The following is a 25,365-nucleotide window of genomic DNA, read 5'->3' on the forward strand; positions in this document are numbered from 1 at the left end:
AGGGCTTACGCGTGTTAACCCTACACCTTACTCTTCTTTCTCTCCTTAAACCCCTTATTCTCATTTCAGCACAAGTTCCTTTCATTTCCGCTGTAAACCCCTTATCTCCACAGGGTATTTTTCCCGTTCTCAACAGCCTCTAAGATATAAAGTTTTACCACTCTTAAGTTTTTTATGAACACCTACTGTCCATCGCCACGGACTCAATTCTGGACTCATTAGGGTAAAGCAATGTGCTGAAGCCTTCCCTAGTATCTCCAAGTGAGCTATCTGAGGAGGCTAAGACGCAATGTCACACACGTCCCTGTGGTCTCCCTTAGCATAAGTACCGAAAAGTATTACTACTCTAGGATCAAGTTTGGGTTGGGATATTTTATGCAAAATCTCCTAACCCCTTTATTCACACGGGGTTTTCTTACCACATCCCGGTTACGACCTTGTAGGTTTGTGATTATAATAGTTAGCCATCTTAATCGTATACATCAGGTAACCGGACGGGATGCTCCTTACCCAGCTCTTTCCCGCAGGCCTTGATATCTTGGGATCAATGCACCGCAACGTTGGAGTAAAAGGGGGACGGAGAGGCCCCAGGGATCTACATGGCGGAAGCTTAGCATTGCTTTGACCGCCTTTCCGACCGCTTGCTAAGACTCAGGACACACTCATGTAACTCGTCCTCCACATACACTTGAGCCGTCTTCAATTTCATCTCATTTTGCCTCAACCAGCCGTAAGGATAGTTGCACCGTCCGGTATTATCTAAAAATTTTAAGGTCTTCGCTGTTTTCCAACTTTTCTATAAATTCTTACGGGACGGCATTAATACTCACTATCTTCTCCCCGCTACTGTTGTAGACGTGTACCGCACAAGCCGAGCACGGGTCGAAGCTCCTGACAATCCTGAGTACGTCTAAGCCTGTTACCCCGTTCTCTTCAGTGACCCTTTGACCGACTATCGACCTCTCTACCGGTCCTCCTTTACTGAAATTCCTATCTGTAGGCGTTACTATCTGGTACCTCTGTATCGTCCCCTGCTTGGAGATCATCCAGTGAGCGTTACCGCCTCTGGGGGCATCGTGAGCCCCTACAGCCATCTCGTTTACTTTTCCAGTTGAGTTACTGTTGAACTTCTTTATGACTTCATAGTTTAACAGGAAGTCTGCGAGGAAGTAAACTGTGAAGACTCTCGCGAAGAACCTCTCTATAACATCATTACTTCTATACTCCCACTCCTCACCAAAAGCTCTAGGCTTACCCTTCACCTTTCTGTAAGTGTATAGCCTGGCTATATCACCCGTCGTCGGGAGATATTCCTCCTTACCCAGACTCTGTCTAACGGTAAATAAATAGTTCCTGCCCGATACCTTCAACTTTGTCTCCTTATTCCAAGGGTGCCTTTCGTCGACTTCATTACCTAGAGGGTCCTTTTCTACGGTCTTCTCCCATTTCTCATAGGGAGTCCCGTCCACGTCTATTCTTACCCCTAAGAGGATGCTTCTGAGGTCTCGGGTCACTATTTCTCCGCCCTTTATTAATGCAGGAGGAATAACTCTTTTTGAAGCCCAGCTACCCATGTTTTCATAAGTAGCGTCGTAATCGTGGGACTCGAAAAGACCGTAGGTAACGAAGTCTTCTCCTATGTTTTTATACATCCCTTGGAAGAAGTCCCTGAGCTCTTTAGCTACGTAGAACAACTTCTCCAGCTCAGGTCTGAGCTCTTTGATCCCTTCCTTTATCTTCTGGTCCGCGTTCTGGTCCCTTACCTCTAATCCCCCAGCTTTCAATGAAACAGGTTGAGGATACCTTAACCAGATTAACGTTGCCAGATCTCTGATCTTTGTCTGTACTTTCAGGGCCGTCTTGTATACATCACCGCTGAAATAGAGCTGTTGCATTAAGTCGACCATTTTGGTGTAGCCGTGATGGTCTTTATAGGTACAGTAAGTCTCCTTTGCTCTATCTAATAACGAGGGGCTGTGTCTGGAGGTTACGTTCGTAGAGAAGTCTATTGCTTCAAACATGAAGGCAACAACGACATTGTTATACATTATGTCAGCTAACGCGTAAGCCATATTCCTGAGGTCTATATATCCCTCACTCGGGTAGACACCCTTGGCCATCTCTAGTGTTTCAATAGATACTAAAGCGTGAGTCGCACCGCAGACCCCGCATATCTTTTCGGTAAGGTTAGGGGCCAGGTCTATCTTCTTGTTTTTCAGCAGTATCTCAAAGCCCCTGAACATCGTAATCTCGACGTTGGCGTCGCTATAGACATTACCGTCAACTTTTACATCTACACCTAAATGGCCCTCGATCCTCGTAATAGGTTCCAATTTCAAGGCTTTCCACCTGCGAGGGCTTGGTAGATCATGGCTATCATCATTTTATCTGAAGCCGGACAGCCCGGGACTTCATAGACGGGTTTTCCTAAGAACTCCCTAACCCCCATGTACCCCAACTCCCTTATTATACCTCCGTTTACTGCACATGAGCCTACGGCTATAATTGCTTTAGCCTTTTGGCTGAGCCTCATGATGAGCTCATTACACGTCATATCCCCTACGTAACATAACCTTTCGTCTTTAGGTATCGCACCTTCAATTACCAGGATAAAGTCCTCTTGTGATAGAACGTCCTTGAGGTACTCTAGCCCGCTTTTTTCGGCACACATTAGGGAGAATATCTTAAATGGCGAAGACTGGAAGAACATTTCGTCTAGTGCCTTACAACCGGACTTTAAGATCGATACGCTCTCACCTGAGCAGGATTGCGCCTCTATCCAGACTACATTGCTTTTCAATACTTTTTCTAAGACTTCACAATAGTCCATAGAAAATTATCACTTTTCAGGTATTTAAACATTTAAGGTTAGATAAAAATCTAATAGTTAAACATGGATTTATTTCAAGTTCCATTAAGAACTGTCTATCGGTTACCGAGTTTCTCGCCGTGAGGGCTATAAAAATCCTATCAAATAGAGTAGGGCTCAGTTATATCAGGTGGGTCGCTGAGGCACTCGTTGCAAACTGAAATTTTTCCCTCGAACTAGTACAATTCGTGGACAAATAATTATGCAAAATCACCCGGGTGAAGTAAATTATAAACCCGTCACCTTACACTTTTATACGTACTATGCACCAATATTGTTTTGTGCATACTATACAGATAGAGTCCACAAAATACCTATGAATCGCCCTATCAGATACTACAAGGTAGTTTTATCGTAAAATAAAAATTATTTATTTTTTAGTTGGAAATACTATAATATCATTAAAATGATATTTTAGAACACAATATTTAATAAGGCTGGTGGTGATATTAAGTTTGTAACCCCTATGAGTGATCCTAAGAGTGTAATTACTAGACTACACGGTGCAGGAGGCTCTTATATGCATAACCTTATAAAAGAGTACTTTCTCCCGCTCTACGACGGTTACGGAGAGATAGGGCTAGATGTACTTGATGACGGTGCAGTAGTTAACGGTGTGGTCTTCACAACTGACTCGTTTACCGTAAGACCGTTGTTTTTCAAAGGGGGCGACATCGGTAAGTTAGCTGTAAGCGGGACAGTTAACGATATTGCTATGATGGGGGGAGACCCAGTAGCCTTGAGCTTAGCTGTTGTAATTGAAGAAGGCTTCAGCAAAGTTGACCTTGCAAAGATCTCGGAGAGTATTAAGAAAACGGCAGAAGAGGCAGGAGTCCACATAGTGACCGGGGACACTAAAGTAATGGAAAAAGGTGCATTAGATAAGATGATAATTAATACAAGCGGTATAGGAGTTTCTTCAGATGCCCTAAAGTACAACTTTTCAGTCCTCAGGAAGACTAGAGAAGTCAAACACGAATGGTTAGTCCCGATGAATTTGAGGGACGGAGACAAGATAATCGTCTCGGGAAATATAGGAGACCACGCCATTGCAATCCTCTCGTCCAGAGAGGGAATAGAGTTCGAAATAAGTGTCGAATCCGACGTAGCACCGTTGAACAAAATGATGAAAGCAGTATTAGAAGTAGGAGGGATAGCTGACGCTAAAGACCCTACCAGAGGGGGTCTGGCAGACCTATTGAACGACTGGAGTGAAAAGTCCGGTCTGGGAATATACATTAGGGAAAACGATATACCGGTCAGAGAAGACGTAAGAAATGCAGTAGAGTTTCTAGGTTTAGACCTGATGGAACTGGGAAATGAAGGAAAAGCAGTCCTCGCAGTATCACCCGAGATGGTCAGGGACATATTAGACACGTTACATAAAACACCGTGGGGAAAGGACGCAGAGGTAATAGGTGAAGTGAGGAAGGATATTCAAGGTGTGATCCTAGAGACTGTGGTCGGAGGGAAGAGGCTTGTGACAAGACCAGTAGGTGACCCCGTCCCGAGGATCTGTTAGGTGAGGGTCATGGCTAGGCTCGTGTGTTTAAATTGTGGGCACGAAGAAAGGGTTCCCATGCACTGCGGTAGGGAGATGGTATACGTGTTGAAAGGGAACTTCAGGAAATACGAATATTTGAGGTGCCAGGTTTGCGGGTATGAGGTAACAGTACCCTTACACTGTTCGATCCCGATGCTTTACACTGATGAGGACTACTTACCCATTTCAGCACTAAGCAAAAGTGAGATAGAAGAAATGAAAAAAATTTACGGTGGTTAAAATGTGTGTAGCTTACCCCGGGAAAGTAATCGAAATAAGCGGAGAGTTCGCAAAGGTAGACTTCGGAGGTACTGTGAAAGACAACGTATTGATCTCGTTAGTAAACGCCAAGGTAGGCGACTATGTCTTAGTCCACGCAGGATATGCAATTCAGGTAGTTGATGAAGAAGAGGCTAAGAAGACTATTGAAATGTGGGAAGAAATGACTAAAGAAATGGATGAAGAACAGAGGAAAAGGGACTTATATGAGGCAATAGGTGGTAAAGATGAGTAACCAAAGTGAAAATAAAGGAAAAGAAAAGGAGAGATTACCTCAGATACTAAAGTATTACAGAAACCCCACTCTAGCTAAAGCTGTAGTAGAGAAGATAAATGACGTCGCCAGAAAAATCCAAGAGGATATTGCCATAATGCACGTATGTGGCTCCCACGAGTGGACAATCACGCATTACGGTATAAGGGCTCTCCTGCCGGATAACGTACAAGTAAGGGCTGGACCAGGTTGCCCCGTCTGCATAACTCCCGCTACTGATATTGACGACGCTGTCAAACTGGCATTGGACGGGGTAGTCGTTACTACTTACGGTGATATGAGCAGGAGTAAAGGGACTAAAATGAGCCTCCAAGACGCAAAAGCACTCGGTGCAGATGTAAGAGTCATTTACGGAGTCCAAGACGCTGTAGCAATGGCGAGAAAAGAGCCGGACAAGGACTTCCTGTTTTTTGCTGTAGGTATGGACACTACTGCCCCGGCTACCGCTTTCGAGATCCTTAGAGGCGTCCCCAGAAATTTGAGCTTTCTTGTATCTTACAGATATACGCCCTCAATCCAGGGCTCCGTCATGGAGTCTAACGTGCTCGGTATTGATGCCTTTATGTCGGCAGGACATTCGGCAACTATAACGGGGATGAAACCCTATTACGAGTACTTCCTGAGGACTAAAAAACCAGTAGTGTTTTCCGGGTTCGAACCTATAGACGTGCTATTATCCATTTACATGCTATTACGGCAAATACATGAGGGGAAGCCCATGTTAGAAAACGAATACACAAGGGCTGTTACGTGGGAGGGAAATGTTAAGGCCCAGGAGGTCATGGATAGGGTATTTGACCTCGAGGACGGGTATGTGAGGGGAGTCGCTGTTTTTCCTAAAGCGGGGTTTAAGATAAAAGACGAATTTAAGGACGTTGACGCCAGAGAGAAATACGGGCTGAGGAAAGGTATTTCAACTAAAGACGAGTATGTAGCAGGCGCTAGGTGTGGAGAGGTGGTTATGGGACTGATTGACCCGCCCGAATGTCCACTCTATATGAAGACTTGTACACCTGAAGACCCTAAAGGCTCTCCCATGGTGTCCCAGGAGGGGACGTGTTGGATATGGGCCCACCACAAGATCGTTAATTACGTCCCTAGGTGTAAGAGGTGATAAGTACGGTATACATGATCGGTAATACCTATTGTAAGCTCTGCCAGTCTGACGAAGGACAGCTTAAAAAAGAGCTAGTGAAGAGTGTAAGGGCTTTCTATTATAAAGGGCTGATCACCAATGCAGGGGGGAACCAGAGTGCCAGGCTGCCGGGAAGTAATAAGGTCTGGATCACTCCTTCAGGTTATCCCAGGATGAGCTTAACGGAGGATGACCTCATAGCGGTAGACTTAGACGGTAATGTAATCGAAGGGGACCTGAAACCGTCAATAGAGACTTTTGCTCATTTGGAAGTATACAAAAGGAGGCCTGACGTAAATTCAGTTATCCACGCCCACGTCCCTTACGTTATGGGGGCTTCTATCTCAGGCTACTTGGAAGTTACTCACGGAGAGGCTGCAGCAATACTAGGTGAGGTAAAGATAGTACCTTACGCCCACCCCGGGACGAAAGAGTTGGCTAAATATATAGGAGACGCGTTCCAAGGGGAGGGCATGAAAGTACCTAGAGTAGTGATAACTCAAAACCACGGGGCGTTTTCCGCCGGTGCGTGTATCCACGAAGCGAGGGCTTTCATAGAGATCCTTGACGAGTGGGCTAGGTTCAACGTAGCAGCAAAGGCCCTTGGGGGTATAAGGCATAAGTTGAGTTTAATAGACCTGAGGAAGCCTGGGGCCGGGTATATTAGGGCGGTGAAGTTCGGTGGGAGAAGCGGGTCTAAGTGAGGTCGTAGAGCCTGAAACCGGGGTCTCAGTCGTAGAACTGGGACTCGTAAGAGAAGGGGAGGACGGAATTATATACTACAGACCTATATCGCCATACACTCCCCCGATACTTGTTATTGCTTTAGGCGTAGAGCTAGTTATACGCACTGGGAGGAGGGTAAAGGTCGAAGATTATTACCTCGAAGAAGAAATTAACATGAGGTTAGATATGCTCTATGAGTCAATTAGCGGTCAAACTACTTGAAATGGCTGAAATAGAGAAAGACCTTGTAGTAAAACTTTCAGCCCTTTTAGAATGTGTGGAAGACCTAGTAGAGGTAGACGATAGTAGCCCAGACTTTAAGAAGAGGGCTTTAGAGGAGATAAGAAAGGATAAAGAGCTCTATGAAGTGTATGAGGAGATTATTGACGCCATGTTCGAGCTAGTAATTAACGGTTCCTCCCCTGATATTGATAAAATAATCCTAGACGTTAAGAAGAGAATGGTAAAAGCGGGGAAGTAGATGATGAAGCCAAAACGACTTTTCCACGCACCGTCTTACGCTATTTTTTCACAAAAGTAATTGTGAGAGTGAAGTATATACTAATGCTTATTCCTCGCTGTCTTGTTTTGATAAAATATCTAGGATAGCATTTATGAAAAATCGTGACAGTTAGACATTAAACCCTTAACACTTTCCTTAAATACTTATCATGTTAAAATGCTTTAGACCCCAAAAGCCCTAAACCGGAAAGACGTAGTAATACTATACATCTAATTAGTAAAAACATGACGACGTAATGGTTTTACGTAAAACGCTAATTTGGGGAGTCCTGAAACTAATTTATCCCAGACCCTAATTAATATTTGCATTCTATATTTAATAGTTAAAACCTCACTACGCTAAGGCAAATGGAATTCACAAAAGACACCTGGATGGCTTTAGAGCTTTAAGCTTAACACAAGCTTTAAATAAAATTAACTGGTTTAAGATACAAAAAAATTTTATCTTCTTAAGACTAAAACTACTCCAACTGCTACTATTACAGCTATTCCTACTATAATACCGATATATAGTATGGGTGTGCCAGAGGTGGTAGGAGGTGCAGGAGTTGTAGACATAGGGGTCTTTACGGCTGTACTCGTATTCGACATGGTCGAGGTCGCGGTGACCGGTTGGGGGAAGTTTACCTCGTAGACTGTGACCTGAGTCTCGCCGCTAGGAAGAGAGACCCCGATGCTCATGGTGTTGGTAATGCTCAAGTTAGAATAGGCTTTGACTACATAATATGCGTAAGGGTTTATCGGTGTTATGGCTACGTCCGGTTCAGATAGTCCGCTGTATAATGAGGGGACACCTACTTGCCCTATACTAACGCTACCCCTTACAGTTCCGTTATTATTAAGGAATGCCAGTGTGAACTGATTACTTTCATTTAATAGTATTACGTTGTCCTCAGTAATATCGCTACTGGTCACGTTTCCGCTCAAGACGTAGCTCGTAATACCGCCTGCGTATACGTCCGTAACGTTAGTACCTCCCAGTGTAGGGTTAGCTACTAAGAAGTACTCCCCTTGGTTGTAGTAAAAGTTAGTCAAGAGCGTAGTCCTGTTCATCGTAAAGCTACCCGGGCCCGGTAGAGTTACTTCCTTAACTTGCGTGACCAACGGTATTTTTCCCACTAATGTTAGGCCGTTACCGTTATACTTTTCTACGGTTACTTCATGGCTGCCGAATATACTGACGTATAACTGACCGCCTAAGTTCTGTAAGGCTATATATGGTGACGTATTGGTCAAACTTATACTAGACGTTATCTCACCGTTAGACAAGTCTATCCCTACTATTGTGGAATTTGTGGTCGGGTACTGTGAGGCTTGCCCGTAAAACGCGGTCTCTGCAAAAGGAGTACTGTTTACCATGAAGAGCTGGTCTCCGACCACAGTAGCCACACTTTCAGTAATTATGGTTGACACTTTAGTCGATTCGGGGAGGTCGTACGGTATAAAGCCGTTAAAGAAGTGGTACTCCTCAGTCCATACTATTTTACCGTCGTTGTTGAATAACGTGATGTTAATAGGTATACTTTGAGGCACTTGACCTAAGGGCTGTCCAGTAACTAAATCGGAGTCGTTTTCCATCACAAGGAGGACGCCGCTGGGTAACTGGAGTTCCATTTGAGGTAACAGGTTTGTTACAGTGATATTAGCGTTGTTTAACATTATGGTAAAGTTGGAGGATAAACTTACCTCCGTAAGGTTAGTCGACGGGTTTTTGAAAGAGGATAAACTTATTTTCGCGAGCTGTAACGCAGAAACGTTTATAAGAGGGCTCTGGGCCTCTTTTCCCCCTGCGAGTAAGCCGTTTAGGGTGAAAGTGTTGACCAGCCTCAGACCGCTGAAGACGTATACATAAGACTCATACTTGTAACTTCCTACACCAGAAGGTGTTGATGGGGGAGTAAAGGTATCTACTACCACATAGAGGTCTCCGTCTTTGGTAAAAGTGAAAACACCTGATATACCGCTCAATATAGACTTATACAGTAATGCTTTAGTAGTACTGTTAACGTAATATATGTATAATGTGGAAGACTCTTGCTGGTTAGGGCTGATAAAGGAAAAGTTAACATAACTCAGTGCTATTACCAAGCCGTGATCATATGGCGTTACGCTGTCTATAGTCAACGTAGGTATGTTAACTGTTAAAGAACCTACTTGCCTCACCTGCGGAGCTGGCTGTGCTGTCATAACCACAGTTAAAAAGAGGAGGGAAAAGAGCAGTAGAGTTAGAAAGGAAGTTTTTCTCATTGAAAAAGTATCATTACGTCCATTTATAAATCCTTTCCAAATAATTATTTAATGGATTCATTGAATCTGTCTCATAATGACTGACCAAGCATTCCCGGACACGTGACGCTCTGAAGGGTGAAGCCCCCTTTATCGCCTAACTAACTTGCTCGGGAGTAGCCCTAGTCGATGACCCTTCGCATAATGAGGCCTGTGATTGTGATGTAACGTTTTAGGTAAAATCCTTGCGTCGATATGTTTTTACTAATTAGGTTTTGAGTTATTATATACTTTACGATCAGGAATAGAAGAGGAGGTCTTAAATGCCAAGATTTAAGTATAAGTATTTACGTAAATATTTAGGGTAATACTCAAACGCCGCGATTTCCTCAATAACCGCTACTCTGTTTAAACGAAATTATTATACCTCACATATTCATAGTTTAACAATACTCTTCTATTTCGACTACATTTAACTTAATTTATTCTATGGAAGAGTATTTTATTACATAGGTGTTCTTAAACATCTTAATTTAAGAAATAATCAAGTTGCTAAGAAGTAGGGAATGGATAAGGCTTCACGGAAAATCTCTGTAAGGAGGTAGATGCTTAAGACGTTCGCCAGACTATATCGTAAGTTATTAACTCCATACACAATATTGAGTATTCCCCTTACTATTCTGTCCTTATCACCTTACTTCTCTTTGTTAAAGTACATTAAGTATTGGCTATAAGTTCTAATACACGATTTAATCTTAGGAATGGCTTTCTAGAATATTCTCTATATTTTACCATTAAGTGTACCAGGAGTTCATCTAAGTTATTAAAAAGTTCCGGACCTAATCTAAAATTTCTAAAACTTTTATTTAATTTATCATAGAGTTCTTTAGCATCAGTAACGTCTTTTTGAGTTAGAATGCGTCCACTAACCCCGGTTTCATTAATTTTTTCTAAAAATTTTATCATGTCTTCTTCTATCTCGTGTGACGAGAACCTATCATTATTTAAATCACCATTATAAGTAATGACGAGAACCTTATAGTAGTCATGAGATATGTAAACCCCGCTAATATCCTCCTTAATGTTATCCCCTAATGTACTCCTAAAATTCTCGTATTTACGCTGGTTATCGATATCCCCTATAAAAACTATTGTCTTAGCTTGTTTGTAAATCCTATTCTCTATTAGCTTAAACTTATTATATATTATGTTCCAATTATCTATACCAGTTATTCCTAAGTATGAAGTTTTTGTAAACGCTAAAGTTTTACTGCAATTTAGTACAATAGCAGACATAGTTAATATTACTCTAAAATCCATCTCGCCATCCAGAATGAAGATTAAAGCATTGATCTTCTCATTAGAGTCTTTAGATTCCCAGATTTCAATTCTATACTTATTGAGTTGTCTTTTCACTCTGTTGAAGTCATTAGATAAGTCAAGGGTTAACAGTTTTACTTTTACCACTCCTTATCACCCTGATTATTGCCCTTGAGTCTAAGCCTAACTTTTTGTACTCCTCAAGGTCTTGTACCTCTTCTACCCTTAGTATACCGTCCTTATCTATATCAATAACAACGCATTTACCGTCTTTTGCGATATCTTTTGCGACATCAAGGTTATGCGTAGTCACTATAACTTGAGAAGGTATATTAGAAAACCAAGCGATGACCTTACCTAGTATTGAAGGGTTTAAGTGGGACTCGATATCGTCCCATAAAATTATACTAGGCTTTAAGTACTCATACAATATCCTTGAAATTATATAGATTTTCACACCTTCCCCAACGTCATTAAGCCTTACCCTTTTACCGTCTTTTCTAATCAGGTAAAAAGTGTAAGTCCCACCGAAAGGTTCTAACGTCATTGTTAAATACTCTTCTACGTTAATCTCGTTAATTTCGTTGAAAATATCGGTAAATATTTCAGTGTAATTAGAAATTTCCTCCCAATTGTCCTTAATAAATTTGATATAACGGTGCAATAACCTCGGGCTTAAATATAAAGCCTTTACTTCCTCACCTTTCCCAGCATTAACGTATTTTAGTATGTCGTAGTATTCTATCTCGTCCCCCCTGAGTACAGGTGAGGTCGCAGTATTATAAAACCTATAAATGAATTTATTATTACCTTTTTTAACATCGTGGAGGTACGCCAACAACTCGAGACTAGTATTAAAGCCTGGTATTTTCTGCTCTGGGCCTGAAAGTAAATAAATTGCGTCTAAAATTGTAGTTTTTCCAGCATTATTCGCGCCAATTATAACATTAACTCTGTCAAGGTTAAGTTTACCGTATGCTATTCCCCTAAAGTCCTTGATCTCAACTTCACTAAACCCTGCCTTTTCTACTTTATCTACTGTAGTCGCCTCCCCTTCGTATACGCCTAGAAAATTAACTTCCACTCTTGCAGTATTACCCCCGCTATTGGCGACTAAGTAAACTGAACCTTTATGCCTTGAGAAGTTGAATGTCAAAGGGCCGTACTCATCTATCCATAAACCTATTTTATGCGTAGCAAATAGTTTTAAATTATGGCAACCGGTTAGATCTTTGTTTGTCTTAAGTATTTCACACTTACCGTCCTCGTTTATTACGACTAGGTCGGTTTTGGAATAATGTGGGTCAAAACCTACAGCGACACTACCTTTAGAATAATATTTACTACAACCACCTAACACCTTACCATGGCACTCCGGTACATTATCCGGCTCGTTTTCTGAGAAAAGCCCTAATAATAAGTTATCGGCCTCACCTTCATAACAATAACTTAATTCTAAGTATAGTGGGGCCTCCACTTCCTTCTTAGAATATAAGTAAGCTAACGAGTTCTTTTCGTTATTAAGCAAGGTTTTATCCTTTACTTCAGTTCTCTTTTCACACCCTTCATATTTAACCATCTTAAAGTCTTCTGGATATAAAAGCGTAAAGACCTTGTCTCTGGGGTACTCGTTCTCATTAGCCTTAAACAAGTAAACATAACGAGTCTTGGTATTAACATCGACGTAAAGCTTTCCTTTTTCTCCATAAGCATTTAAAACCCTTTTATTATCATCTAAGGCATAATAACCCTTAGCGTCAAAGTTAATGATGAGCAACCCTTGTTTAGCTCTAACTCTATATAGCATATTATAAAAATCCGTGAAAGGAGATATATGCTTTGTACAAGACTGTGATTTTCGGTTCAGTAATAAGTATGGAGGGATTCCTTTTCTAACTAGAGAATGATTACGCGTCGTCCTACACTAGCCTCAGCTTTTAGCTCGTGATGTGTGATTCCAAATTTTTTATAAGTATATTAATCACTACAACTCTAGAAATAATATAGTTTATTACTCCGTATATCAAGAATTATATTCTTTTTATTTGAGTGCGGTGATAGTGTCTTCATTTGCATATAAATTTATCAAATGGCCTTTCTTTATAAAGAGTATAAATATTGAATTAACATATTACTTTGTACTGAAAATTTATAGAAACATAAATAGATTAATGGCGACACTATCACCTCTCTCACTGATTTTATACATAACACTTTAATAATATTACTCTCTTCGCTAATTTTCACTAATGATGTAGGGACTTAAGAAGTGGTTTCCTGTTTTTTAATAATATTTTAGAGAAGATTAAAAGAGGTGAAGAGTTGAACAGTGTAGAGATGGAGATAGTTTCACGTTTATGTTTCCAACCTGCAACTAATTGAATACGTAGATAAAAGGGTTAGTGACGTCGAGGAGAATTTGAGGGACGAAATAAGGGGAACCAGAGAGGGTTTGGAAAAGGAGATAAGGGAGACAAAGGATTACTTGGAGAAGGAGATCGAAGTAACAGGGAGTAGTCTTGAAACAAAATAGGGGAGACGAGAGAATATTTAGGTAAAAAGATTGAAGCAACAAGGAGTAATTTGGGCTTTGCTCACTGAAGAGGTTTATATCAAGGACTTTGTTGGCTATCTAGACAAGTCAGGTGAGAGGGTTGTAAGTGTTTATAGACGTTATGAGAGTAGTGTTGGGGAGATAGGTGCTTTAGTGGAAACTCAGAATAGGGTTTATGTGGTTGAGGTTAAGATGAAGGCTGAGTTCAAGAACGTTGACGAATTAATATCTAAGGCTAAGGCTGTAAGTGAGGAATATAAAGATAAGAGTGTTAGTCCCGGTATTGACTGGTGCTAAGACCAATAAGACTGTTAGGGGTCACGCTAAAGGGCTTAACGTAACGGTAGTATAAACCTCTCTTCGTGACGTTGTCCGACTAGTTATATTCTATAATCGGTACTTAGTACTAGACTATTCCCTGTTCAATTGAATATAAAAATTGAGGAAACAAAGTAATCTAACTTGATCTTTACTTGGCTGTGACCACCCCATTATGTAAAACCACAGTACTTGGAGGCTGAGAGTTGGCTCCAGCACAAACATTAGTGCCATTATTAAGCTTAGACTTGACTTGGAAGCAAACTTAGTAAGTGTTACTGAGCGGGAAAAGTATTTAAGATGCCTTGAGTATTACATCGGGGCTTTACTGCACGTTAACGATATCGCGTTTTTCTCTAACCTACGACAAATAGAATTCTTAAATTAAAAGCCTTGTTAAACCCCACATGCTTATCTTATGGTTTAACTCTATATCATAAGTTAAACTTTAATAATTGTTAGACTAAACACTTCATATGGAAGTAAAAGTACACAAGAAAGGGATCATAGTTATACCCGCCGAGGTCAGGAGGAGACTTGACGTTAAGGAAGGCTCTGTCCTAGAGTTAGAGGTCGAAGGTGATAAAATCATTTTAAAACGTAAAACGAGCCTACTTGACGCATTCGGCATAGATGAAGACATGGGGGGTTCTGCTGTAAAGGAGTTGGAGGAACTGAGGAAGGAAGAAATTGAAAAAGAGAGTTCTGTTTGATACGGGTTTTTTCCACGTATATTTTTCCGGGCTTAACGATAAGGCTAAGAAAGTCGTAGAAGAGGTCTACACGGGTAAAAGTATAGGCTATACTTTGGACCTTAATTTGGCAGAGTTCTTTTATATTTATGGTAAACTCAAGGGAGTGGAAGAAACCAAGGTCAGGCTTTCATTAATTTTAAACTCACCAATAAAGGTCGTTAGTACTAGCAAGGAACTCGCCTTAAGGGCCGGTGAGATAAAAGTCGAGCACCGAGACCTTTCCATAGTGGACTGTTTTGTAATAGCCTTTGCTGAAAAAGAGGGTGCTGTAATATATACTACGGATTCTGGGATAGGGAGAGTATACAAAAATATAATTCTATTGAACTGAAGCCAAGGAGAAAAGGGCAGAAGGAGATCCCTGATCTCATCTCCACGTTAAATTTGATAATAAACGTAAGTGTCTATCATTGTATCTGGTCGTTTTTCCTTACATCCTTCGGTACAGTATTGAGCTGGTCCCCTTACGTTAGTGGTTACAGTGAAGGGATCGGAGTCGGCTTTAAATAGTTATTACTTCGCACACCCCTCGATCCTGCAATTCCGGGTACTTGGCTAAGACATATTGGGCTAACCCCAGTGCTTTAGCAACATGTTGTCCTCACCAATTACAGACGTTTTAGGGGTTTTGGGTAAAAATCCTCCGCTGTAGGAATTGTAATAATGGCGTTGGGAATAGTTTCAGCAGACGCACTGGACCTTTACACAACCTTGCACTAACGTCTCTCATCAGCTTGTGAAAAAGGACAGCGACAGTTATTGCAGCTTTTCTAGGCTTCATCGTCTTCTATCTAGTGCATGGGCTTCCTTGACTTATTAATAGACTTCAGTAGTTTAGGGGATTGGGTCTACTAGGTAAGCAAAGGGGACTTATATTGTGAGGAAGTAGGAGAGGTTTCACGAGGCTTGTTTAAACGGGCTTTGCCGCTATGAGTACTTTAAACAGTTTAGGAGGCGCTTGTTAATAAATCCAGTATACCTCTTACTTTTAACTCTCAGAGTGGGGGGATAAGGTTTATTACACTAGTAATGAACAAGGTCGAGGATAAGGCTCTGGACTTCAACTATAAAAATTTTGAAATAAAAGGTGAGATTTCAGAAAATCGTAGAAGACTAGGAAAAAACACTTTATTGAGTACTAACGGTAAGAAAATACTAACTTGTAGATATATGGACTAGGGCACTGCATCATTTTGCTATTGACTCTAGCAGTCCCGTGATCTTATAGCCGTCACCGGGAAGAAGTAATAAGGGACCAAAGACCGCCGTAATGTTAGTGACCTTGTCATGAGGTAGAGTCACTACTAAAGAAGACCCTATAGACGTTAAGTATTTAGCCGGTTTTGAGCTCGAAGACGGGGGTAAGCTAATAAAAGGGTGTATAACTTAGGCTCACAAGTCGTAGGGATTAGTAACAAGAGGACTTATAATTGCCGATAAAAGGGACTGAGACGGATGTAGTACCTATTAACGTTAAAGTGTACAATGGATCAATGTGGGTTAGAAACGAGTATCTTGTAGACGTTTTAAGAGTAGTAGCACTCATAGTCCTCTCACTCTTCTTCTTAGGTTTCAAATTCTTGAAATTAGGGGTTTATAGGTTACAGTTACTTTATTATTTACTACTATTCACACCTGTGACTATTTTCAATGAGGATACCAACATTATGGACATAAACAAAGATGAAGCCGGGATACTTGACGATAAAGAAGAGGTATACAAGACTTTAAGAGAAGTATTCAAATCATAAGCTAAAATATCGAAGTAATCCTATTACGCTAAGATGAGCTTTACAACAGTGCTCAGAGTACGTAGAACAGCAGAGGTATGAGGATAGCTGTAGAACAGCAGTGTCACTAAGGCTAAACTTTTTGTCTTGAGAGATATGGCTTTAATATCTCTAACTTAAACAGTATAGACGTAGTCTGTTTGAGAAGAATTGGAGAGAGGGGATTTTGACTTACATATCCCGCTTCATAACTAACCTTTACGCAAAACAGAGGTGTAATCAAACCTCAACGACGAAACTTGATATCGTTTATAAATAATTAAGGTATTTCTTTACAATTAATCACCTTTAAGACTCCCTCAATTTAGTTGCGAGGATTTACATAAACTTCCTCAAACTCACCTCAATTGCTACCTTTTAGCTAGATCGAAAAACGCCCTCCAGAACGGGTCTTCCTCTGGATGCCTAACCTCAACCCTACTCCCATCTTTCTTGACCAAAGTTACTCCCTCACCTTCAGTAACCTCACCTATTACACTTGCCTCGATACCGTTTCTATTCAATTCGTCTACAACCCCAGCCTTATCGGTCACAATGACCATTGTGCCTTCACTTATCGAAATCCAAGGATCTATATTAACTAACTTAGCGACCTCCATTACGGATCTCTTCATAAATAACCTATCCTCGTAAATTTTAATCCCCTTACCCGTGACTCTAGCGATCTCAGTCAAAGCACCGAACACCCCTCCCTCAGTAGCATCGTGCATTAAGTGTATCCCAACGTTAGAGGCAATTAAGCCGTCCTTCCAACAACTCATCTGCCAGTAAAGGTCGTAAGCTTCTTGAAAGACCTCCTTACTCAACCTCTCCTTAAAGTACTCCGAGTAAAGGTTAACCAGTAGTGCTGTAGCCTCTATTGCAGGCCCCTTAGTAATTATCACTTTATCCCCGACCTTAACTTTCGAAGGCATACCCAACCTTTCTTTACTACCTATCCCCATCATCACAAACCCCCCTACCATAGGGTAGTCTGTACCCTCATATACTCCAGTGTGACCTCCGACAACCATTACGTCTATCTCCTTTAAAGCCTCGTGGATCCCCAACCACATCTCCTTAAACTCCTCGTCAGCGATCTTAGGCGGTAAGTTTAAGTCTATTAAGGCATACCTAGGGGTATGCCGGAAGTCATTGCGTCACTTGCGAGGATGTGGACTGCGAACCAAGAAGCCTTCCTAAAACCGAACTGGGGGACGATAAATACCGGGTCAGCCTTGACTACTAAAACCCTCCCGTCACCCAAGTCTATTGCTCCGGTATCTACACCGTGTTGGAGCTTTACAATGACTTCGTCGTGAATTTTACCGAGGTTAGGGTAAATTATGTTGGTGAACACGTATTCATTAATTTTACCCAACCGACCCAACCGCATAATAACTAGAAAGGAGTTACTGGTTAATAAACCAGAAACTCATAATATGTTGAGCAATACACTTAACGTCGGGTGAGCTCACCACCAGATATATTCATTTTCTTGTCCACAAAGGTCAAGTTAATTGCCTCCTCTAGGGATCCTCTTTACCTTATCGAGCCTCAACTTCTGTGGGGGTCTGGGTGTGCAACAGTGCCCAGAAGAGAAGTTACAATCGTGAGTTAACCCGATCACTATCCCCTTAAAAAGTCAGCGACTAAGACCGATTATAACCCCTACTGCACCTTGTAACTGATAAGCCTTCTTTACTGCTTTAAAAGAAAGCACGTCCTCCGGTCTACCCTGAAACTCCTCATAAAACGGGTTTCTTATATACTGCGTTCAAGTCGCCGGAAACTCTCTTGACTAACTTTACGTCTTTATCTGGCCAATAGACCTAGTCGTCTACTACGACTATTCTTGACTCCCTCCTATTTATCACGTCTGAAGTTAGGAGTTTCTCCGGGTCGGCTGTTGACTTAATTACGTAAGTGTAGTTAAGCGGTAAAGAGTCGACTACCCGCTTAATAGTGTCGATGTTGTAGTTCTCGTCAATCAGGAAAACAAGCTCGATCGAAAACCCTCTAAAGGTCTTTACTTCAGCAACCTTTACTAGCAAGTCTTTCAGTTCTTTAACGTCGACACTCGCATTTAGTAATACGTATAACCCAGATATCCTGTCTAATTGTAAACTCTTGAACCCTTTTACGGCTACTAAAGTGAAGTCGTTAGGTACTGGAGTAGAAGACTCGTCAATTAAGTATATCATAATATGTTCTTTGAATCGCAAACTAATTAGCCTTTAATCGAGAGACACTGAGTTAATCGGGATAGCGTTTCCCTGTCATTCTGATAAAACGGTTTCCAAAGTAGCAACTACTCATTAACTGCTTATCAACAGTTAAACTTAATACTTTAAGTTCAACTTATGTAGTATGGTTTACTTAAAATTAAGGAAGAAGGGCGTCGTAATTATACCTAAGGAGATTAGGGAAAAGCTCGGTGTGAGTGAGGACGACATACTAATAGCAGATATAAAAGACGGCGAACTTATTTTACGTCCACTAAAGCCTAAAATTGTAAGAGTAGACCCTAAGCTGGTGGATGAAATCCTTAAGGAGGAGGGAGATGCAGAAAGGAGAAAAGAAGAAGAAATTTTCAGCAGTGATTGATACTGGAGTTCTAATAGAATATATTAATGAAAAAAGCGAGAATCATGAAAAGGTTAAAGAGTTAATAGACAGCAGTGATAGTACCCTTTACGTCACACCGATAAGTTTAAGTGAAGTACTATATGTAAGTTACAGAATATATAAAGTTGCAGGGCTTAACGATGCCAATAATCGTGCAAAAGACTTTGTAAAATGGTTATCATTTAAACTTAATGTTACGGACATTAATCAGAATATTATCATAGAAGCTGGTGAGATTAAAGAGAAATATGGGATAGCATTACCAGACTGTTACGTAATTGCTACTGCAAATTACTTGAAAGTAAAAGCGTTATTTAAAAAAGAGAAAGAGATCGTCCAAATCATAGATGAGTTGAGAAAAGATTTAGGCTGTATTATCACTTTTATAGATGAAATTTAACTTCGAGAGGCTTTTCGTTACATAACGTTTTCAGAATACTTACTTAACTGTATAGAGTTCTCAAGAAACTCGTCAGCGATCTCCACACTGACTATTTTACCTCCAGACACGTCGGCTAGACATTGCAAAGAGAGTGAATATTCCGATAGTAATACTGTCGTCGTCAATACCGACCCCTACGATTTTCCAAAGCAATATCACGGGCATCCCGTCATCTTGAGGAATTGTAGAAAGTACTTTCACTCTCTTCCCTACCTTCTTTAAAACACCCTAATACAGTAACGGGAGACGCGTACGTATTCCACACCCAGTTCCATAGGAGAGAGATCACATAAAGGAGTATTTAAGTGAGAGACAGTTAGGAAGTCATACCGGGAGAAGTGATGACAGGTTACCAGTATCATATAAAAATAAAAACGTGTGAGTAATAATATTACATAAAATGCAGAAGGTACTCAGAAAATATGAAAGAATAGACATCACGTGGAATTACTCAGTAACGCCAGAAGGTATCTACTATGTTAAATATTCTACTCGAAAGGTCCCGCTTATAGTCTTTGCAGTTTTACTCGTGTCCTTTTTCGGAATAGCAATCTTCGCCGGTTATGAACAATTAAACGGGTTTTACAGCCTCGCAAATTTGATAGACACGGTAGCCGGCATGGATCTACTTTTAATAATTATAGCACCACCCATAACATATGCAATTTTAAAGCAGAGGAGGTACATAAGTGACGTTTTAGGCACTCTAGTAGCTCTCTGGAGTGACGTGAAGACTATAGTAGTCACTAACGAAAGGCTGAAACACGAATTGAGAGGAAAATATAATGGGGTAAGCGTCGGAGTACAGTCGGGTACCTTTTCCGCTTCCGGTTATTCTGAAAGTGTAGGAGACTGGAGGGTGATTTTAAACGACGGGAGTGAGATAGTAATACCCAAAGTTAAAGACCCGGAAAGGACGTTAAATTACGTAAAGGCTAAGTTCAATCTAAACTTTTAATCGTCTTCTTTTCCTACTCGATAAATCTAACCTCTTCCCCTCACACTGGATTACATTCAGGCGTACTAGACTTGTAAATTAATGTAAACAAAAAACAACAAGTAGTATAAAAATCAAACAGTTGAATTCCAAAAGGGATTGAAAGACTAGTGTCTCTCTAAGCGTTGTACCTACTTCCCATGGCAGTTGAATCCCAAAAGTAATACACGTTCTTCTGACGATTTTGAAGCCTTTGAATTACAAAATCAGAGACTTTTAGATTGTTTCTGCAGAATTGAAAATGAGAAAACGTGATGAATAGCTTGAGGGCTTGGTCCCCAGACTTGTAATTTTTGCTACGCCGACATAAGAGGAGGGGGAAATTCCTCGTTGTAGATATTAGGAAATATGTATTCTCTTAAGTATATGTTTTTATACACAGTGTAAAAAGGGATTACGTTTTCTGCGTTGAATGTTTATTAGCCGAGAGATCTTCCATGTATTTCCTACCCCCATTTATGAACTCCTCTAGCGTTACAAGCCTATCCTTTACTGGGATCATGACATCAATGTTTATCCCTTGCTTATGAGCGCATTTTATCCTCCCTATAACTCCTTCTAAATCTAGGAGGGCTGCAATAGGCCTCATTACTACCCAAATCCTCTCTGCACAGCTAGCATATTTTTTCACTTCTAACACTTCATCGCTAGGCAAATAGCCAATACTGGTCTTAACGTCTATTGCAAGCCTCCTACTACTCACATATATGTCAGGCTTTAAACCACCACATACATCACTTTCAACCAAGATATCGCTTTCGTCTACCTTTTCATTCTCTATTAAGTGCTTTATAACAAATGCCTTTAATTCTCTGTGATAAGGGCTTTCATTACCTTGGTTGGGAATATCTAGATCTATGTAATTTCTCCTCAACCACCTCCAAGCAGAGCTCAGAAGTTCTTCAAACTTCTGCTTCGTTCTATCTAACGCGTCATAACCCTTCCAATTCAACTGATAACCAGAGGCTAAGTAGGCCAACGTTGATACTTCTTCTTTTGTCAAGTTATCTTCTACAATCCTATCTGGCTTATACACCAGTTTAGGTGACAAGATGTCATAAAGGCATTTAGGCATAATGATTATCGAGTAATTATAACCACTTATACCGTTAAGAGAGTCAATTAAAATCTCCTCTGTTTCCTTAATCGACTTGCACTCGTAATTGTCTTTACACACCTCGTCTTTTGATTTAATTAACTCACACAAATCTCTTTCTTTGTCCCTCTTCAACACGAAAATGCCGGAAGTAGTACCAACGTTCTTTAACGTTAACTTAGACAGATCGTTAACTCTAGAAACCGTTATCGGGTCTCTTTCATGCCCGTGAATTAACGCGACCTCAGTAGCGATGTATTTTATAGAATCCTCAATCCCATGTTTGTTTTCGTCGTAGATAATTAAAATTTTACCTCTATCCTTGTCTATGAACGACGACGTAAATGATAAGAAATTGTCCAGGAAATCAACGTCGAGGAACTCCTTGCCGTACTTTTCGTAGTTACTAGTCAGTTTAAGGCTTACGTCTAATGAGGGTATCGAAACGGATACTCTGGGAGGGAAGACCAACTTTGGCAACACAACTTTTTCCTCCTCTTTGACCTCAAAAGATGTGTCTAGCTGGCTCATCATGACGGTAGGAGATGGGGAAAAGTGTAGTTTTTGGACTTGTATCGGCTCTTCAAGGAGTGAGAATGAAGTGTCTAACGAGCTCATTGAAACGACTGGTTTTTGAGGGAATGACAATTTTATGACTTCGGGCTTACGCTCAGTTAATTTGAATTGTGTATCCAGCTCTCCTACACTCGTAACTTTAGGAGGTAATGGGAATTGGAGAACTAAAAGCGGGTTAAATGTCAAATTATCAGTAGGCTGAGAAATGTGTCTGAGTTCTGAAGAGACCCCAGCTTTTTTATCTATCGCCAATTTCTTCTTCTGTTGAGTTTCTATATCTTCTGATGGGGTAAAACTTTCTTTCTCTTCTCTCTTTTTACTTTCCATATCTCTTCACCGTAAGTATTTATAGATCTGGATATCTGTCGAATGATATAGAAATCATATCACCATTATTATAAAAATCTTTTATTCGGTATACATAGATAAGTATCAAACCTATATCATTTAGAAAGTTTACAAGATTATTCCTGTAAATTCTACAGTCAACATTAAACTTATTAATTGAACAAGTAAAATATCCTTCGCCTCTAATATCGATTTTAGATAGAGTTTTAATATTTGAGACTAATCTCCAGTAATCATCTATAATTCTCCGGTAATAATTTTCAGTGCTTGCTTTTAAATCTAAATATAAATAGAATACAAATTTTAAAAGTTTATATATTTTACAGTTAATTATCATAATTGCTGAACCAATACTTGTACCCACTAATTGATCATCTAATAAATTAAGTTTAATAGTATTAGCATAACCCCAAATTGTGTACTCCTTTTTAGGGTCTGGTAAATAGCTTATTTCCAATATTTTACTTAAGCCAAACATTTTCATTATCTCCTCGTTAAGTTTGGGGTATGCTAGTCTTAACGCCTTCAACGTTGTCCCTCTCAAACTAGTTACAAAGAACGTTTTAGGATTGTAAATGCTAAGAAAACTTGACGAGGTTTCCACAAACTCATTAAGAGTCTCCAATACGTTACGATAGTCAGTAAGTGAAGGAGGGGAAACGTTAGGCTTACTTATCCCCTTTGCGCTAAGGATGAAATCGAGGTTGGAGTAAATGTTAAGAAGCGTCTTGTATATATCATTCTCACTAAAATGTACCGGTACATTAATGCTCTCCCCTACTTTAATAGCGGAGATTACTGCATTCACGTCAAAGTTAAGTCCAAATACATCTCTGTAAAATTTTGACGCACTCAACTCAGTAAAACTTCCATCTTCCCTAACGCCACCAAGCAGTATTGCATTATACCCCTCGTCCTTTATTAACTCTATCACGTTCTTACCAGATAAGTTTCTAACTTGTTCGTAAATTTTCAGTAACTTGACTGTGGCTTCATACAACTTTAACACGTCTTGGTTGAAGTATTCGTTCCATGTGTTCATGTCGTAATACTTTATGTCGAGTATTCCTTCCTCCACATTAATAATCTTCTAAACCGCATATATATCTATTACAAGTATGTAAGCTTATTGAACTCAGCTCTACTTAATTCACGACGAGCTTTTTAGTTACTGATGTTTATAATCTCTTCATTGCTTTAAAAATGGCTTTAACATGTTAACTAAGCCCTTGTTTTAGTAGGTGAAAATTATTAAGTGATGATAACCTTCGTGACAGTACCTCATCATATATCTCCTTGAACTGTCTGTATCATTAATCTTATAAAATGATATTCTAACTTTCTTAAACATGCCTACATCTTCTATATTATACCAGATGTCGTTGCCATAGCTCATTTCCTCCCCACAAAGGAATTGAAAGCCTAGCCCTTGCCAATAACTACGTTAAGGCACTCCGTATCCTAATGAAAAGGGAGTGTTAGGAAGACTACATGAACAGTTATAAACGAAGTTAAGGGTCTTTCAATTCCTTTTGGGATCCAACAGGACGAACTACGCATCTTCTTCCAGGCAACGACTAGAGGTGTTGTGATAGAGCGAAGCAGTAGCTCTGGTCACTTCCTAGCCATTAAGGGAAATATACATCCCTCCGGCGAGGCTTTAAACGAATTAGGGGAAGAGCGTTTGACTCAATACTTAATCCGCTTTTCCTCATTTTGAAACTGGAAGTGAGGTAAGCTTGTTACATGACTCTATAGGCAACTCAAGGGTGGCACAGCTTGTAAGGCCCTTCAATGACAAGCTGGGAATAAACGTTATGAAGTTATAAATAAGGCTGTTTCAGGGTTAGACGGAATAGTAAGTTGGGGGACACGTTAGGTGAAGGAACTGGCGAAGCGGTGGCAACTTCAAGCGAATACTGGGGGGATTTGAAGGTACTGGAGGAGTATTTAACGTTGTAAACTCGACTTTAAAGTCACTGTCTGCGGTTTTACAGCTTCCGCTGGGGTAATGATGAAGGGTGACAGTGTTTGACTGTTCACCTGTTTATAAAATCCTCTACTGTAACGTTTTCTCTGAGCTTGACGAACAGTAATGTTAAAATTACCACAATGAGCGAGTTGAGTCCTACGATCACTAACGTCGTAATTTGGGAGTAGGCCACGAGTGATGCACTTATTATCTCAAAAACCAGTAGCTCTACTACGTCTATCAGGGAAGGCAGAGCCAGAGAAGGCGGTGTGCTTCTCCCGAAGGACATTGAGGGCCTCGATAGTGACGGGAACTTTAAGCTAAGTATTATCATCAAAAGTATTGTAAGCAGGATTACCATGAACCCGCCCACATAAAATAGGGTTAAGAACTGGGCTGAAGTCAAGAGGACCGGGAGGAATATTGCTACTAGGATCGTCGTTACCCCGTAGTAAATTGTGTAGTAAATTAAGGTGAATATCAGCGTGGCTTTCGTAATGATCGAGAACACATTTCTCGGCCCTCCCAGGTAGCTTAAGAATACCTCTATTTCGCTGTTCACCCTGAGGTTATAAAGGAAATAATAAGGGATAGACGAGGACAAGACTAAAGTAAATAGTGACGGGAGGAAGACTATGATTGGGGTTAGTGAGAGTATTACAGCTGCCTCAGTGGGGGGTAAGGTGATCCCGTAAGCTTCGTACAGCACTCTAGAATATAAAGTCGAATTAGTAGGTAGGTGGAGTTGACTTGTGGGGAGAAGTAAGAGAGAAAAGACAAAAATTAAAACTGCTATACTCAGAACTAAAGTTATTTTATTGTAAGAGTTCCTTTTGTAATTTTCAATATAAGCTCTCTTAATATACGCTTTGAGCACTGGGTCTAGTGCCAGCTTCACAGATATCTCCACCTTACCATTAAATAAGAGGTTATTGTAGTTTTTCCTTATGAAATGCTTGGTAAGTTCACCCCGATTGACACGCTGTACTCGTCGCTAATGTTTAAATAAAAGGGAA

General features: G+C 40.4%; 26 protein-coding genes and 1 pseudogene. 15 read left to right on the top strand and 12 right to left on the bottom strand.

Translation table 11 applies throughout. The annotated features are described in order from the left end of the window. Positions 1–806 precede the first annotated feature (806 nt). Both KN1_RS00585 and KN1_RS00590 read right to left on the bottom strand, forming a co-directional pair. Entirely contained in the window at positions 807–2,339 is a 1,533-nt protein-coding gene (locus KN1_RS00585) for a nickel-dependent hydrogenase large subunit (RefSeq protein WP_225905744.1), read from the bottom strand. Then, a complete protein-coding gene (locus tag KN1_RS00590) occupies positions 2,336–2,830 on the bottom strand; it encodes an NADH-quinone oxidoreductase subunit B family protein (RefSeq protein ID WP_221288731.1) in 495 nt (164 codons plus the stop codon). Before KN1_RS00590 ends, KN1_RS00585 begins: the two co-directional genes overlap by 4 nt. Before the next feature lie 505 nt (positions 2,831–3,335). Here KN1_RS00590 and hypE point away from each other — a divergent pair. From hypE to KN1_RS00625, 7 genes are read left to right on the top strand one after another with little or no spacing between them, the layout of a single operon-like run. Beyond that, a complete protein-coding gene (hypE, locus tag KN1_RS00595) occupies positions 3,336–4,391 on the top strand; it encodes a hydrogenase expression/formation protein HypE (RefSeq protein ID WP_221288733.1) in 1,056 nt (351 codons plus the stop codon). 9 nt (positions 4,392–4,400) lie between these two features. Next, positions 4,401–4,652 carry a hypothetical protein gene (locus KN1_RS00600; protein WP_221288735.1) on the top strand — a complete coding sequence of 84 codons (252 nt, stop codon included), beginning with the start codon at positions 4,401–4,403 and terminating at the stop codon, positions 4,650–4,652. A gap of 1 nt (position 4,653) precedes the next feature. Then, positions 4,654–4,926 (top strand): HypC/HybG/HupF family hydrogenase formation chaperone, encoded by a 273-nt coding sequence (locus KN1_RS00605; protein WP_221288737.1) that lies wholly within the window; start codon positions 4,654–4,656, stop codon positions 4,924–4,926. Then, the gene (gene hypD / locus KN1_RS00610) at positions 4,919–6,079 is read left to right on the top strand and encodes a hydrogenase formation protein HypD (protein WP_221288738.1); all 1,161 of its coding nucleotides are present in this window, start codon (positions 4,919–4,921) and stop codon (positions 6,077–6,079) included. The genes KN1_RS00605 and hypD overlap by 8 nt, the downstream gene beginning before the upstream one ends. Beyond that, positions 6,076–6,804: a class II aldolase/adducin family protein gene (locus KN1_RS00615; protein ID WP_225905745.1), complete on the top strand. Its 729-nt coding sequence runs from the start codon at positions 6,076–6,078 to the stop codon at positions 6,802–6,804. The genes hypD and KN1_RS00615 overlap by 4 nt, the downstream gene beginning before the upstream one ends. After that, positions 6,782–7,048: a hypothetical protein gene (locus KN1_RS00620; RefSeq protein WP_221288739.1), complete on the top strand. Its 267-nt coding sequence runs from the start codon at positions 6,782–6,784 to the stop codon at positions 7,046–7,048. The genes KN1_RS00615 and KN1_RS00620 overlap by 23 nt, the downstream gene beginning before the upstream one ends. After that, positions 7,020–7,307, top strand: a complete 288-nt coding sequence (locus KN1_RS00625; protein ID WP_221288740.1) for a hypothetical protein — start codon at positions 7,020–7,022, stop codon at positions 7,305–7,307. Before KN1_RS00620 ends, KN1_RS00625 begins: the two co-directional genes overlap by 29 nt. A gap of 482 nt (positions 7,308–7,789) precedes the next feature. Here KN1_RS00625 and KN1_RS00630 read toward each other — a convergent pair whose 3' ends face one another. From KN1_RS00630 to KN1_RS00640, 3 genes are all read right to left on the bottom strand, one after another. Beyond that, a complete protein-coding gene (locus tag KN1_RS00630; RefSeq protein ID WP_221288741.1) occupies positions 7,790–9,595 on the bottom strand; it encodes a YncE family protein in 1,806 nt (601 codons plus the stop codon). A gap of 696 nt (positions 9,596–10,291) precedes the next feature. After that, on the bottom strand, positions 10,292–11,041 hold the full coding sequence (locus KN1_RS00635; protein ID WP_221288742.1) for a hypothetical protein: 750 nt from the start codon (positions 11,039–11,041) through the stop codon (positions 10,292–10,294). Beyond that, positions 11,013–12,701 (bottom strand): AAA family ATPase, encoded by a 1,689-nt coding sequence (locus KN1_RS00640; protein WP_221288746.1) that lies wholly within the window; start codon positions 12,699–12,701, stop codon positions 11,013–11,015. Before KN1_RS00640 ends, KN1_RS00635 begins: the two co-directional genes overlap by 29 nt. Positions 12,702–13,457: 756 nt before the next feature. On the opposite strand from KN1_RS00640, the gene KN1_RS14635 reads away from it, so the two are divergent. From KN1_RS14635 to KN1_RS00665, 5 genes are all read left to right on the top strand, one after another. Further along, positions 13,458–13,745: a hypothetical protein gene (locus tag KN1_RS14635; RefSeq protein ID WP_225905746.1), complete on the top strand. Its 288-nt coding sequence runs from the start codon at positions 13,458–13,460 to the stop codon at positions 13,743–13,745. Between the two features lie 497 nt (positions 13,746–14,242). Next, the gene (locus KN1_RS00650; protein ID WP_221288749.1) at positions 14,243–14,479 is read left to right on the top strand and encodes an AbrB/MazE/SpoVT family DNA-binding domain-containing protein; all 237 of its coding nucleotides are present in this window, start codon (positions 14,243–14,245) and stop codon (positions 14,477–14,479) included. Then, the gene (locus KN1_RS00655; RefSeq protein ID WP_221288750.1) at positions 14,457–14,852 is read left to right on the top strand and encodes a type II toxin-antitoxin system VapC family toxin; all 396 of its coding nucleotides are present in this window, start codon (positions 14,457–14,459) and stop codon (positions 14,850–14,852) included. Before KN1_RS00650 ends, KN1_RS00655 begins: the two co-directional genes overlap by 23 nt. Before the next feature lie 698 nt (positions 14,853–15,550). Beyond that, entirely contained in the window at positions 15,551–15,700 is a 150-nt protein-coding gene (locus tag KN1_RS00660; protein ID WP_221288752.1) for a hypothetical protein, read from the top strand. Positions 15,701–15,951: 251 nt separating this feature from the next. Beyond that, positions 15,952–16,272, top strand: a complete 321-nt coding sequence (locus KN1_RS00665) for a hypothetical protein (protein WP_221288754.1) — start codon at positions 15,952–15,954, stop codon at positions 16,270–16,272. 389 nt (positions 16,273–16,661) lie between these two features. On the opposite strand, the pseudogene KN1_RS00670 reads toward KN1_RS00665, so the two are convergent. Further along, a pseudogene (locus tag KN1_RS00670) lies at positions 16,662–17,686 on the bottom strand (AIR synthase family protein). A 436-nt stretch (positions 17,687–18,122) separates the two neighbouring features. Further along, positions 18,123–18,494 (bottom strand): hypothetical protein, encoded by a 372-nt coding sequence (locus KN1_RS00675; RefSeq protein ID WP_221288756.1) that lies wholly within the window; start codon positions 18,492–18,494, stop codon positions 18,123–18,125. Positions 18,495–18,660: 166 nt separating this feature from the next. Here KN1_RS00675 and KN1_RS00680 point away from each other — a divergent pair, with 166 nt between their 5' ends. Beyond that, entirely contained in the window at positions 18,661–18,897 is a 237-nt protein-coding gene (locus KN1_RS00680) for an AbrB/MazE/SpoVT family DNA-binding domain-containing protein (RefSeq protein WP_221288758.1), read from the top strand. Further along, positions 18,854–19,318 (top strand): PIN domain-containing protein, encoded by a 465-nt coding sequence (locus tag KN1_RS00685; RefSeq protein ID WP_221288760.1) that lies wholly within the window; start codon positions 18,854–18,856, stop codon positions 19,316–19,318. Before KN1_RS00680 ends, KN1_RS00685 begins: the two co-directional genes overlap by 44 nt. 17 nt (positions 19,319–19,335) lie before the next feature. On the opposite strand, the gene KN1_RS00690 is transcribed toward KN1_RS00685, so the two are convergent. Next, complete coding sequence (locus KN1_RS00690) at positions 19,336–19,485, bottom strand: hypothetical protein (RefSeq protein WP_221288763.1); 150 nt, start codon at positions 19,483–19,485, stop codon at positions 19,336–19,338. Positions 19,486–19,760: 275 nt separating this feature from the next. Here KN1_RS00690 and KN1_RS00695 point away from each other — a divergent pair, with 275 nt between their 5' ends. Beyond that, the gene (locus tag KN1_RS00695) at positions 19,761–20,318 is read left to right on the top strand and encodes a hypothetical protein (protein ID WP_221288765.1); all 558 of its coding nucleotides are present in this window, start codon (positions 19,761–19,763) and stop codon (positions 20,316–20,318) included. A 433-nt stretch (positions 20,319–20,751) separates the two neighbouring features. Here the strand turns inward: KN1_RS00695 and KN1_RS00700 are convergent, their stop codons facing one another. The 4 genes from KN1_RS00700 to KN1_RS00715 form a co-directional block, all read right to left on the bottom strand. Further along, positions 20,752–22,356, bottom strand: coding sequence for a hypothetical protein (locus tag KN1_RS00700; RefSeq protein WP_221288767.1), 1,605 nt, complete (start codon positions 22,354–22,356; stop codon positions 20,752–20,754). A 19-nt stretch (positions 22,357–22,375) separates the two neighbouring features. Beyond that, entirely contained in the window at positions 22,376–23,455 is a 1,080-nt protein-coding gene (locus KN1_RS00705) for a hypothetical protein (RefSeq protein WP_221288769.1), read from the bottom strand. 156 nt (positions 23,456–23,611) lie between these two features. Further along, positions 23,612–23,773, bottom strand: a complete 162-nt coding sequence (locus KN1_RS00710; RefSeq protein ID WP_221288771.1) for a hypothetical protein — start codon at positions 23,771–23,773, stop codon at positions 23,612–23,614. A 643-nt stretch (positions 23,774–24,416) separates the two neighbouring features. After that, a complete protein-coding gene (locus KN1_RS00715; RefSeq protein ID WP_221288773.1) occupies positions 24,417–25,247 on the bottom strand; it encodes a hypothetical protein in 831 nt (276 codons plus the stop codon). Between the last annotated feature and the right edge of the window lie 118 nt (positions 25,248–25,365).

The sequence above is a fragment of the Stygiolobus caldivivus genome (assembly GCF_019704315.1).
Taxonomy (GTDB): Archaea; Thermoproteota; Thermoprotei_A; order Sulfolobales; family Sulfolobaceae; genus Stygiolobus; species Stygiolobus caldivivus.

What these genes read in the sequence shown, in the direction of transcription:
- KN1_RS00710 (WP_221288771.1), bottom strand. Translation starts at nt 23,773, where the DNA reads ATGAGCTATGGCAACGACATCTGGTATAATATAGAAGATGTAGGCATG.
- KN1_RS00695 (WP_221288765.1), top strand. Translation starts at nt 19,761, where the DNA reads ATGCAGAAGGTACTCAGAAAATATGAAAGAATAGACATCACGTGGAAT.
- KN1_RS00625 (WP_221288740.1), top strand. Translation starts at nt 7,020, where the DNA reads ATGAGTCAATTAGCGGTCAAACTACTTGAAATGGCTGAAATAGAGAAA.
- KN1_RS00675 (WP_221288756.1), bottom strand. Translation starts at nt 18,494, where the DNA reads ATGATATACTTAATTGACGAGTCTTCTACTCCAGTACCTAACGACTTC.
- KN1_RS00600 (WP_221288735.1), top strand. Translation starts at nt 4,401, where the DNA reads ATGGCTAGGCTCGTGTGTTTAAATTGTGGGCACGAAGAAAGGGTTCCC.
- KN1_RS00660 (WP_221288752.1), top strand. Translation starts at nt 15,551, where the DNA reads ATGAACAAGGTCGAGGATAAGGCTCTGGACTTCAACTATAAAAATTTT.
- KN1_RS00685 (WP_221288760.1), top strand. Translation starts at nt 18,854, where the DNA reads ATGCAGAAAGGAGAAAAGAAGAAGAAATTTTCAGCAGTGATTGATACT.
- KN1_RS00590 (WP_221288731.1), bottom strand. Translation starts at nt 2,830, where the DNA reads ATGGACTATTGTGAAGTCTTAGAAAAAGTATTGAAAAGCAATGTAGTC.
- hypD (WP_221288738.1), top strand. Translation starts at nt 4,919, where the DNA reads ATGAGTAACCAAAGTGAAAATAAAGGAAAAGAAAAGGAGAGATTACCT.
- KN1_RS00680 (WP_221288758.1), top strand. Translation starts at nt 18,661, where the DNA reads ATGGTTTACTTAAAATTAAGGAAGAAGGGCGTCGTAATTATACCTAAG.
- KN1_RS00640 (WP_221288746.1), bottom strand. Translation starts at nt 12,701, where the DNA reads ATGCTATATAGAGTTAGAGCTAAACAAGGGTTGCTCATCATTAACTTT.
- KN1_RS00700 (WP_221288767.1), bottom strand. Translation starts at nt 22,356, where the DNA reads ATGGAAAGTAAAAAGAGAGAAGAGAAAGAAAGTTTTACCCCATCAGAA.
- KN1_RS00605 (WP_221288737.1), top strand. Translation starts at nt 4,654, where the DNA reads ATGTGTGTAGCTTACCCCGGGAAAGTAATCGAAATAAGCGGAGAGTTC.
- KN1_RS00630 (WP_221288741.1), bottom strand. Translation starts at nt 9,595, where the DNA reads ATGAGAAAAACTTCCTTTCTAACTCTACTGCTCTTTTCCCTCCTCTTT.
- KN1_RS00650 (WP_221288749.1), top strand. Translation starts at nt 14,243, where the DNA reads ATGGAAGTAAAAGTACACAAGAAAGGGATCATAGTTATACCCGCCGAG.
- hypE (WP_221288733.1), top strand. Translation starts at nt 3,336, where the DNA reads ATGAGTGATCCTAAGAGTGTAATTACTAGACTACACGGTGCAGGAGGC.